This is a genomic window from Pigmentiphaga litoralis, from assembly GCF_014651835.1.
Classification (GTDB): domain Bacteria; phylum Pseudomonadota; class Gammaproteobacteria; order Burkholderiales; family Burkholderiaceae_B; genus Pigmentiphaga; species Pigmentiphaga litoralis.
Genome location: NZ_BMXQ01000001.1, coordinates 227,009 through 237,311, shown reverse-complemented (window position 1 = coordinate 237,311; position 10,303 = coordinate 227,009). Strand labels below are relative to the sequence as shown.

7 protein-coding genes are annotated in these 10,303 nt (G+C 64.9%); 1 reads left to right on the top strand and 6 read right to left on the bottom strand.

Translation table 11 applies throughout. The features are described from left to right. Position 1: 1 nt before the first annotated feature. Positions 2-739, top strand: a complete 738-nt coding sequence (locus tag IE116_RS01000) for a SapC family protein (protein ID WP_189609001.1) — start codon at positions 2-4, stop codon at positions 737-739. A gap of 115 nt (positions 740-854) precedes the next feature. On the opposite strand, the gene urtE is transcribed toward IE116_RS01000, so the two are convergent. Genes urtE through uca form a run of 6 tightly spaced genes read right to left on the bottom strand, consistent with a single transcriptional unit; the run spans position 855 to position 10,162 of the window. Beyond that, on the bottom strand, positions 855-1,547 hold the full coding sequence (gene urtE / locus IE116_RS00995) for an urea ABC transporter ATP-binding subunit UrtE (RefSeq protein WP_189608999.1): 693 nt from the start codon (positions 1,545-1,547) through the stop codon (positions 855-857). A gap of 4 nt (positions 1,548-1,551) precedes the next feature. Next, positions 1,552-2,406 (bottom strand): urea ABC transporter ATP-binding protein UrtD, encoded by an 855-nt coding sequence (urtD, locus tag IE116_RS00990; RefSeq protein WP_189608997.1) that lies wholly within the window; start codon positions 2,404-2,406, stop codon positions 1,552-1,554. Positions 2,407-2,431: 25 nt separating this feature from the next. Next, positions 2,432-3,565: an urea ABC transporter permease subunit UrtC gene (gene urtC, locus IE116_RS00985; protein WP_189608995.1), complete on the bottom strand. Its 1,134-nt coding sequence runs from the start codon at positions 3,563-3,565 to the stop codon at positions 2,432-2,434. Position 3,566: 1 nt separating this feature from the next. Beyond that, on the bottom strand, positions 3,567-5,177 hold the full coding sequence (urtB, locus tag IE116_RS00980; RefSeq protein ID WP_189608993.1) for an urea ABC transporter permease subunit UrtB: 1,611 nt from the start codon (positions 5,175-5,177) through the stop codon (positions 3,567-3,569). Continuing rightward, positions 5,177-6,481, bottom strand: coding sequence for an urea ABC transporter substrate-binding protein (gene urtA / locus IE116_RS00975; RefSeq protein ID WP_189608991.1), 1,305 nt, complete (start codon positions 6,479-6,481; stop codon positions 5,177-5,179). The genes urtB and urtA overlap by 1 nt, the downstream gene beginning before the upstream one ends. 42 nt (positions 6,482-6,523) lie before the next feature. Continuing rightward, the gene (uca, locus tag IE116_RS00970) at positions 6,524-10,162 is read right to left on the bottom strand and encodes an urea carboxylase (protein ID WP_189608989.1); all 3,639 of its coding nucleotides are present in this window, start codon (positions 10,160-10,162) and stop codon (positions 6,524-6,526) included. Positions 10,163-10,303: the final 141 nt, after the last annotated feature.

The window sequence follows — 10,303 nt, the reverse complement described above, 5'->3', positions numbered from 1 at the left end:
CATGACAACCGACAAGGTCGAAACCGCCGAAGCCGCCGCCGTGCAGCTGTTCCAGCAGGCGGCCCCGCTCGACCCCGCGCGCCATCAGGACCTGAAGCTCGACCGATCGGTCGGCTTCGCCTTCGCGCGCAACCAGACCGCCGTGCCGATCGTGGCCACCGAATTCGCAATGGCCGCGCGTGACCTGCCGATCGTGTTCGCAGGCGAAGGCCGCCTGCCCATGGCCGTGCTGGGCATCCGTTCCGGTGAAAACCTGCTGGTCGGCGACGACGGCGCCTGGGTGGCCGGCCGCTATGTGCCGGCCCACCTGCGCCGCTACCCGTTCATCCTGCAGGAAGACGAGGCGCAGCAGCGCTTTGCGCTCTGCATCGACGAAGCGGCGCCGCACTTCCAGTCGAAAGACAAGGGCGAGCCCTTGTTCAACGACGCGGGCGCCACGCCCCTGGTGACCGAAATGCTGCAATTCCTGGGCGAGATTCAGGGCGGCTTTGCGCAGACCCAGGCGTACGCGGCTGCCCTGGTCGCCGCGGACCTGCTGATCGAACGTTCCGCCGTGGTCGAACTCAAGGGCGGCGAGCGCGTGACGCTGGAAGGTTTCTTTGTGGTGGACGAAGACAAGTTCTCGCGCCTGCCGGTCGAGACCCTGACGGAATGGGCGCAGAAGGGCTGGTTGCCCCTGACCTACTTCCACCTGCAGTCGCGGTTGAACTGGACCCACCTGGTGGATCTGGCGGTCTGACCGTCCGTGCCGGCCGGGTCAGTCCCGGCGGCAGAGGTACCCGAACACGGCAAGCTGGCTTGCCGTGTTTTTTATTGATCGATGGATTACCACGTGCGTTGCAGAAAGTCGTTCGCTACACCGTGATCAACTCACGTACCCTGTTCTGCTGCATATCCGTCCCCCTGCCATTCGCCACGATCTCTCCCCGGCTCATCACCCAGTAGCCGTCGGCGATCTCTTCGGCGAAGTCGTAGAACTGTTCGACCAGCAGCACGGTCATGCCGGACTCTTCGACCAGGCGCCGCAGGGTGCGGCCGATGTCCTTGATGATGGACGGCTGGATGCCTTCGGTGGGTTCGTCCAGGATCAGCAGGGTCGGCTCGCTCATCAACGCGCGGCCGATCGCCAGTTGCTGCTGCTGTCCGCCCGACAGGTCACCCCCGCGCCGGTGCTTCATGGTGTGCAGCACCGGAAACAGGTCATAGATGCGGTCGGGCACGCCCTTGGGCGCAGCCTTGCTGGCCGCGCCGACCAGCAGGTTTTCCTCCACGGTCAGCCGCGAGAAGATGTCGCGGCCCTGCGGCACGTAGCCAAAGCCCCCGGCCACGCGCGCGGGCGTCGGCAGGCTGTCGAAGGCCCTGCCTTGCCAGGCGATGCGGCCGCTGCGGGCCCGCACGACCCCCATCAGGCATTTCAGCAGCGTGCTCTTGCCGACGCCATTGCGGCCCAGCAGCACGGTCAGCTCGCCCGCTGGCGCCGTCATCGACACATCGCGCAGGATGTGGCTGCCGCCATAGTATTGGTTGAGCTTGTCGACCTCGAGCATGCGCTCATCTCCCCAGATAGGATTCGATCACGGTGTCGTTGGCGCGCACCGTGTCCAGCGTGCCTTCGGCCAGCACGCTGCCTTCGGCCATGACCGTGACCTTGCCCGTCTCGCCAGCCAACGCACCCACGAAGTCCATGTCATGCTCGACCACCATCATCGAGCAGGACCCGCGCAGGCCGTTCAACAGCGCGGCCAGCTCCATGGTTTCTTCATCGGTAATGCCGGCGGCGGGCTCGTCCAGCAGCAGCAGGCGCGGCTGCTGCATCAGCAACATGCCGATCTCCAGCCGCTGCTTCTGGCCGTGCGACAGGTCCCCTGCCAGGCGGAACGCATCGCGCTCAAGGTTGAGCAGGCTCAGGATTTCTTCGACGCGGGCCTGCGCCGGCCGGGTGAAGCGCGAGCGCAAGGACGGCCACCAGCCCTTGTCGGTCTTCATGGCCAGTTCCAGGTTTTCCCACACCGGATGGCTGGAGAACACGGTGGGCTTTTGGAACTTGCGGCCGATGCCGATGCGCGCGATCGACGGTTCGTCCATGCGCCTCAGGTCGATGGTCTGGCCCAGAAAGACCTTGCCACTCTGGCACCGGGTCTTGCCGGTGATCACATCCATCATGGTGGTCTTGCCGGCGCCGTTGGGCCCGATGATGCAGCGCAGTTCACCCTCATCGATGGACAGCGTCAGCTTGTTCAAGGCCTTGAAGCCATCGAAGCTGACGGTCACATCCTCCAGGTACAGAATCGGGCCGTGCGAAACATCGATCTCGCCCGGGCGGACGATGTGGCCCAGACCCGTGGTGCTGCCGCTGGCGTTGGTGCCTTCGTCGCCTTCCTTGTCGCGCGTCAGATAAGGATTCATCGCGCGCTCCGCTTGCTGTGGGATTTCATCGCGCCGCCCCCTTGCGGAACAGGCCCACGATGCCATTGGGCAGCAGCAAGGGCACCAGCACAAAGATCGCGCCCAGGAAAAACAGCCAGTATTCGGCAAAGAAGGTGGTGAAGAAGCTCTTGGCGCCATTGACCGCAAACGCGCCGATGATCGGGCCGATCAAGGTACCGCGGCCGCCCACGGCCACCCAGATCGCCATCTCGATCGAATTGACCGGCGACATTTCATTGGGGTTGATGATGCCCACCTGCGGCACATACAAGGCCCCGGCAACGGCGCACAGCACCGCCGACACGGTCCAGATGAAGAGCTTGTAGCCGAGCGGACTGTAGCCCAGGAACATGAGCCGCGATTCGGCATCGCGCACGCCCGTCACGACCCGACCCAGCTTGGACGTGACGATGGCGCGCGCCGCCAGAAAGGCCAGCACCAGCACCACGAAGGTCACCAGGAACAGGACCGTGCGGGTGCCCGGCTGCGTGATGCCATAGCCCAGAATCCGCTTGAAGTCGGTAAAGCCGTTGTTGCCGCCAAATCCGGTTTCGTTGCGGTAGAACAGCAGCATGGCCGCGAAGGTCATGGCCTGCGTGATGATGGACAGGTACACGCCCTTGACCCGCGACCGGAAGGTAAAGAAGCCGAACACCCAGGCCAGCGCAGCCGGCACGACCACCACCAGCAGCATGGCGTACGCAAAGTTGTCGGTACCCTGCCAGAACCAGGGCAGTTCCTTCCAGTCCAAAAAGACCATGAAGTCCGGCAGGTCGCTCTGGTAGGACCCTTCCCGGCCGATAGCCCGCATCAGGTACATGCCCATGGCGTACCCGCCCAGGGCAAAGAACAGGCCGTGTCCCAGGCTCAGGATGCCGCAATAGCCCCACACCAGGTCCAGCGCCAGGGCGGCGATGGCATAACACATCAACTTGCCGGCCAGCGTCATGCCATAGGCCGACAGGTGCAGCGGATGGTCGGCGGGCAGCCACAGCGCGCACAGCGGCACCGCCACGCCCACGACCACGATCAAGGCGAGCAGCACGATCCACGCCGTCCGGCTGAGCAGCGCCGGACGGGCGGGCAAGGCAAGTGCAAAGGGCAAGACCGGGACGGCCCCGTTCACGGTGGTCGTCATATCAAGCCTCCGCGCTGCGGCCCTTGAGGGCGAACATGCCCTGGGGTCGCTTTTGAATGAACAGGACGATCAGCACCAGGACCGCAATCTTTGCCAGCACGGCGCCCCAGAACGGTTCGATGAGCTTGCTCAATATGCCAAGTCCCATCGCGCCGACCACGGTGCCCGCAAGCTGCCCCACTCCGCCCAGGACCACCACCATGAACGAATCGATGATGTAGCTCTGGCCAAGATCGGGGCCCACATTGCCGATCTGCGACAGCGCGCAGCCGCCCAGCCCGGCAATGCCCGCGCCGAACGCAAACGCATAGCTGTCCACCTTGTGCGTCTGCACGCCCACGCAGGCGGCCATGGTCCGGTTCTGCGTCACGGCGCGCACGAACAGGCCCAGCCGCGTGCGGTTCAGCACCGACCATGCAATGGCCAGCACGGCGAACGAAAACACCAGGATCACCACCCGGTTGTACGGCAGCACCAGGTTCGGCAGGACCGCGAACCCGCCGCTCATCCACGCAGGGTTCGTGACTTGCACGTTCTGCGCGCCGAACAGCATGCGGGTCGCCTGGATCAACAGCAGGCTGATGCCGAAGGTGGTCAGCAAGGTTTCCAGCGGACGCCCATACAGGTGGCGCAGCACCAGGCGTTCGAGGATGAAGCCTGCCAACGCAGCCGCGGCAAACGCGACCGGCACGGCCGCCAGCGGATACCAGTCGAAGCCTGCCGGCAAGTAGGCACGGAACAGGTTCTGCACCGAGAACGTCGCGTACGCGCCGATCATCAGGAATTCGCCGTGCGCCATGTTGATGACGCCGATCAGTCCGTAGGTGATCGCCAGCCCCAGCGCGGCCAGCAGCAGCACGCTGCCCAGGCTCAGCCCCGCGAACGCGGTGCCGGCCAGGTCGCCCCAGCGCTGGCGGCTATCCAGGGTATCGATACCCGCCTGCGCGGCCTTGCGCACCTGTTCGTCGGGCTCTGCATAAGTGCCGTCGGCATTACGGACCAGCAGCGGCTGCAGCAGTTCGCGCATCTGCAGATCGTTGCGCGCGGCAACCAGTCGCACGGCCTCGTACCGCAGGGCCGCATCGGGATCCTGCAAGGACGCCATCGCCCACAGGGTGTCCAGGCGTTCTTTGGTCGGGGTGTCTTTTTCTCGATCGCGCGCGGCGTCGATCTGTTTCTTGAATGCGGGGTCGGGGCTTTGCAGCAAGGCATCGACCGCCGCGCGGCGCACCGCAAGGTCAGGCGATGCGAGCTTGGCCGCCGCCAGGCCGCCGGACACCAGTCCGCGCAGCCGGTTGTTCAGACTGACGGGGTCGGCTTCCGACCCCACCGATTCGGGCACCGGCCGCCCCGTGACGGCATCGGTGAACCGGTCGCCCGATTGCAGCAGGACCTGGCCCGACGAAGTCGCCACCACGGTGTCGTCATCGAGCGCCTGCAGCACGGCCAGCGCGGGCGCATCGCCCGCATCGACCAGCCGCTGGATCGCCGCTTCCTTGTCGGCGTATTCGTCCTGCGCAAGCGGAGCCACATCGGCGGCGGTCATCGCGACCGCCCCGACATGCCACACCAGCGCCAGACTTGCCGCGAACGCAAGCCAGCGCGTCGTCATCAGGCCGTCCGGCGCAGCGACGACTCGAGTTCCTGCAGGCGCGCCGCCGCAACGGTATCCGGCTTGCCCTTGTTGCCTTCAATGAACGGGCTCCACGGCTGGGCGCGAATCGGTCCCTTGGTCTGCCACACGACGTTGAACTGGCCGTTGGCCCGGACTTCACCGATCATGACGGGCTTGTGCAGATGGTGGTTGCCATCCATCTCGAGCGTGAAGCCCGACGGCGCGGCGACCTTCTGCCCGATCACGGCCGGACGCACCTTGTCCACGTCGGTGCTCTTGGCTTTCTCGACTGCCTGCTTCCACATCTTGATACCGACGTAGGTCGCTTCCATCGGGTCGTTGGTGACCGCCTTGTCCGCGCCCGGCAACTTCTGCGCCTTGGCCCAGGCGGCCCACTGCTTCTTGAACGCGTCGTTGGTCGGATTCTTGACCGACATGAAGTAGTTCCATGCCGCCAGGTGTCCCACCAGCGGCTTGGTGTCGATGCCGCGCAGTTCTTCTTCGCCCACCGAGAACGCCACCACTGGCACGTCCTTGGCCTTCAGGCCCTGGTTGCCCAGTTCCTTGTAGAACGGCACGTTCGAATCGCCGTTGATGGTCGACACCACCGCGGTCTTGCCGCCTTGCGAGAAACGCTTGATGTTCGCAACGATCGTCTGGTAGTCGCTGTGGCCGAAGGGCGTGTAGACCTCTTCGATATCGCTGTCCTTGATCCCCTTGGTCAGCAGGAAGGCGCGCAGGATCTTGTTGGTGGTGCGCGGGTACACATAGTCGGTGCCCAGCAAAAAGATGCGCTTGGCGGCCCCGCCCTCTTTGCTCAGCAAATATTCGACGGCAGGAATGGCCTGCTGATTCGGCGCCGCGCCGGTGTAGAACACGTTGCGCGACATTTCTTCGCCTTCGTACTGCACCGGGTAGAACAGCAGGCCATTCAGTTCTTCGAACACCGGCAGCACCGACTTGCGCGACACCGAGGTCCAGCAGCCAAACACGGCGGCCACTTTGTCCTGCGTCAGCAGCGCGCGGGCACGTTCGGCAAACAGCGGCCAGTTCGATGCGGGGTCGACCACCACCGGCTGGATCTGGCGGCCCAGGACGCCGCCGCTTTTGTTGATTTCATCAATCGTCATCAGGGCCACGTCTTTCAAGGACGTTTCCGAGATGGCCATGGTCCCCGACAGCGAATGAAGAATGCCGACCTTGATCGGCGACTTGTCCTGCGCCCACAGCACGGACGGCGCACCGGCCATCGACAGGGCACCGGCGATAGAACCCATTTTCAGCAACTCGCGTCTGTTCATCTTCATTCCTCGGGGGGTGTGGGGGTGGGGAAAACGTCGTGCTCAGGCTGCCGCGTCGAGCGAGATCAGGGGGTCACCCGCGCTGACGAGCATGCCGGCCTGGCAGTAAATCGATCGCACCACGCCGTCATGCGGGGCGACGATCTGGAACTCCATCTTCATGGCCTCGAGGATCAATAGCGGATCGCCCGCTTTGACGCTCGCGCCAGGTTCGGCGATCAGCTTCCACACATTGCCGCTGATGTCGGCGGTGATGGCATCGCTGTCCACCGCACCCGGATCGATGACAGGCGCGCGCGATGCCGCTTCGACCTGCGCGTTTTCATCCTCGGTCTTCCAGTGCGCGACCTCCGTCTCGAACGCCGCCTTCTGCCTTTCGCGGAAGGTGAGCAGTTCGGGCTCGATGGACGTCAGGAAGGCGTTGTAGGCTGCCAGGTCAAAGATTTCGTCGGTAATGGTGATGCTCTGACGGCCCGCGCGGAAGTCGGCGCGCAGGGTGTCCAGCTCCGCTTCCGTGACGGGATAGAAGCGCACCTGGTCGAAGAACTTGAGCAGCCACGGCTGCTGGTTCACGAACACCGGATTCTTCAGGAACTTGTTCCAGATCGGCAGCGTCCGGCCCACCAGCTGATAGCCCCCGGGCGAGTCCATGCCATAGATGCACATGTAGACGCCGCCGATGCCGACCGTGCCTTCGGCGGTATAGGTGCGCGCCGGGTTGTACTTGGAAGTGAGCAGACGATGGCGCGGATCGATCGGCACGGCGCACGGGGCGCCCAGGTACACATCGCCCAGGCCCAGCACCATATAGCTTGCGTCATACAGGATCTGGCGGACCTGATCGATGGAATCCAGGCCGTTGATCCGCCGCATGAATTCGGTATTGCTGGGCAGCCACGGCGCCTTGTCGCGCACCGACTGGCGGTACTTCGCGACGGCATCCAGGGTGGCCGAATCTTCGAAAGCCAGCGGCAGGTGCACCACGCGGCTGGGCACCTTCATGTTCTCGACCGGGGGCAGCGTGGCTTCAAGCGCCAGCAGCCCTTCGAGCAGCGCACGTTGCGACACCACGCGGCTGTCGTAGCGGATCTGCAGCGAGCGCACGCCCGGCGACATTTCCTGCACGCCGTCGATCGGCGTGGCGCGCAGCGCTTCCATCAGCGCATGGATACGAAAGCGCAGGTTCAGATCGAGCACGTTGTCGCCGTATTCGATCAGCACATACTTGTCGCCGGCCTGCCGGTAGACGGCCTTGGGCACACTGCCCACGGCATCGGTCTCGGCCAGGATGGTGGGCGATGCGGGGCGGCCCACGACCGGCACGGGCGCTTGCATCGTCGCGTTCAGCACCGGCAGCGTTTCTTCAACCAGCGTCTCGGCAATGCGGTCCTGCGCCAGTTCCAGCGCCAATGCCTGTTCGAAGGTAATCGGCACAAAGCGGATGGTGTCACCCGGCTTGACCTGCCCGACCTTCCACAACTCGGCCTTCGCAATGGTGGCTGCGCAGACGAAGCCGCCCAGGCTGGGGCCATCGCGCGTCAGGATCACGGGCATGTCGCCCGTGAAGTTGATGCTGCCGATGGCGTATTCGCAGTCGTGCACGTTCGACGGATGCAGGCCGGCTTCGCCGCCATCGGTACGCGTCCAGGACGGCTTTGGGCCGCTCAGGCGGATGCCGAGCCGGTTGGAGTTGTAGTGGACTTCCCAAGGCGACGCAAAAAAAGTCGCGATCGAATCTTCGGTAAAGAAGTCGGGCGCGCCGTGCGGGCCGTACAGCGCGCCGATTTCCCAGGTCGTGCCATAAGTCGGCACGAGCGACGCGGGCAAGGCGGCGGGCGCGGCCACCGGCGCGGGCGTGCCGCTGCCGATCAGGTCGGGATTGTTGATGGTCAGCATGTCCGACGGGCGCAGCGGCCGGCCGGCATGGCCGCCAAACTGACCCAATGCAAACGTCGATTTGCTGCCCAGATAGTCGGGCACGTCGATGCCATTGCGGATCGCCACATAGCTGCGGCAGCCGCTGGCGACCCTGCCCACCGTCAGCACCTGACCGGCCCTGACCGTGATTGGCGCCCAGAACGGGACGGCCTTGCCATCCAGCGTGGCTGCCGTGGGCGCACCAGTCAGTGCGATCACGCTGTCCGAATGGAAACGCAGCGTAGGCCCGATCACCGTGCACTCCAGGCCGGCGGCGCTGGCATGGTTGCCGACGATGCGGTTGGCCAGGCGAAACGCCCAGTCGTCCATCGGACCCGACGGCGGCACGCCGATGTCCCAGTAGCCGACGCGGCCGGGATAGTCCTGCACCGTGGTGTAGGTGCCTGCCTCGACCACTTCCACCGTCGGCGCCACAAAATCAAAGGTGTCCAGGAAGCGGGTCGACAGACCGGCTTCATGAAAAGCGGGGCTGGCGACGATCTGCCGCAGGTATTCCAGGTTGGTCGAGATACCGGCCAGGCGCGTAGCCGACAGCGCGGTCTGCAGCTTCGCAATGGCATCGCTGCGGTCGGTGCCGTGCACGATCAGCTTGGCCAGCATCGGGTCGTAATACGGCGAGACCTCGGTGCCCTGCTCCACCCAGCCATCGATGCGGGCATCCTCGGGGAACACGACCTGCGTCAACACGCCCGGCGACGGCTGGAAGGCCTTGAGCGGATCTTCAGCATACAAACGAACTTCGATGGACGCGCCCGTGGGGGTGGGCGCCACGTCCAGCGCGGGGGCATCACCCGCTGCGGTGCGGACCATCCATTCGACCAGATCCACGCCGGTCACGGCCTCGGTGATCGCGTGTTCGACCTGCAGGCGTGTGTTGACCTCCAGAAAATAGAAGGCGTCCTTGGCGCCGTCATAAATGAATTCGACGGTCCCCGCAGAACGGTAGGACACCGTCTCGCCCAGGCGCTGGGCGGCCTCGAGCAGCGCGGTGCGCGTGGCGGCAGGCAGGCCCGGCGCTGGTGTTTCTTCCACGACTTTCTGGTTGCGCCGCTGGATCGAGCAGTCGCGCTCGCCCAGGGCCAGGACTTTGCCCTTGCCATCGCCAAATATCTGCACTTCGACATGGCGCGCATGATCCACAAACCGTTCGACGAACACGCCGCCGTCGCTGAAAAAGCTCTTGCCCAGGCGCTGCACCGACTCGAAAGCGGCGGCCAGCGAGGGTTCGTCATTGCAGCGTGTGAGTCCGATGCCGCCGCCGCCCGCCGTGCTTTTCAGCATCACCGGATAGCCGATGCGGGAGGCCCAGTCGCGCGCATCGTCCAGATCGTTGAGCAGGCCCGATCCGGGCGTCAAAGGCACGCCGGCTTTTTCGGCCAGTTCGCGCGCCGCATGCTTCAGCCCGAAGTCGCGCATCTGCTGCGCGGTCGGGCCAACGAACGCAATGCCGGCGTCTTCGCAGGCCTGCGCGAACGATGCGTTTTCAGACAGGAAACCATAGCCGGGGATGATGGCCTGCGCGCCCGTGTCGCGCGCGGCCTGGATGATGGCATCACCGCGCAGATAGCTTTCCGTCGGCGCGGCCTTGCCGATCGCGACCGCCACGTCGGCCTGACGCACGTGTGCGGCATCGCGGTCGGCGTCGGAATACACCGCAACGCTCTTGATGCCCATGCGCCGAAGCGTGCGGATGATGCGGACCGCGATTTCGCCGCGATTGGCGATCAGAACTGTATGGAACATAAATCCTTCCGGCTTCGTGAGAAGACTGCCCGGGGGCCAGGCGCATGGAAGGATTTAGCAATAGCTGTGCCATGATGGCAGGCCGATTCGGCACCACCTTAGCGCCGATTGAGGGGTACCGGCACCAAGGTGGCGCACCAG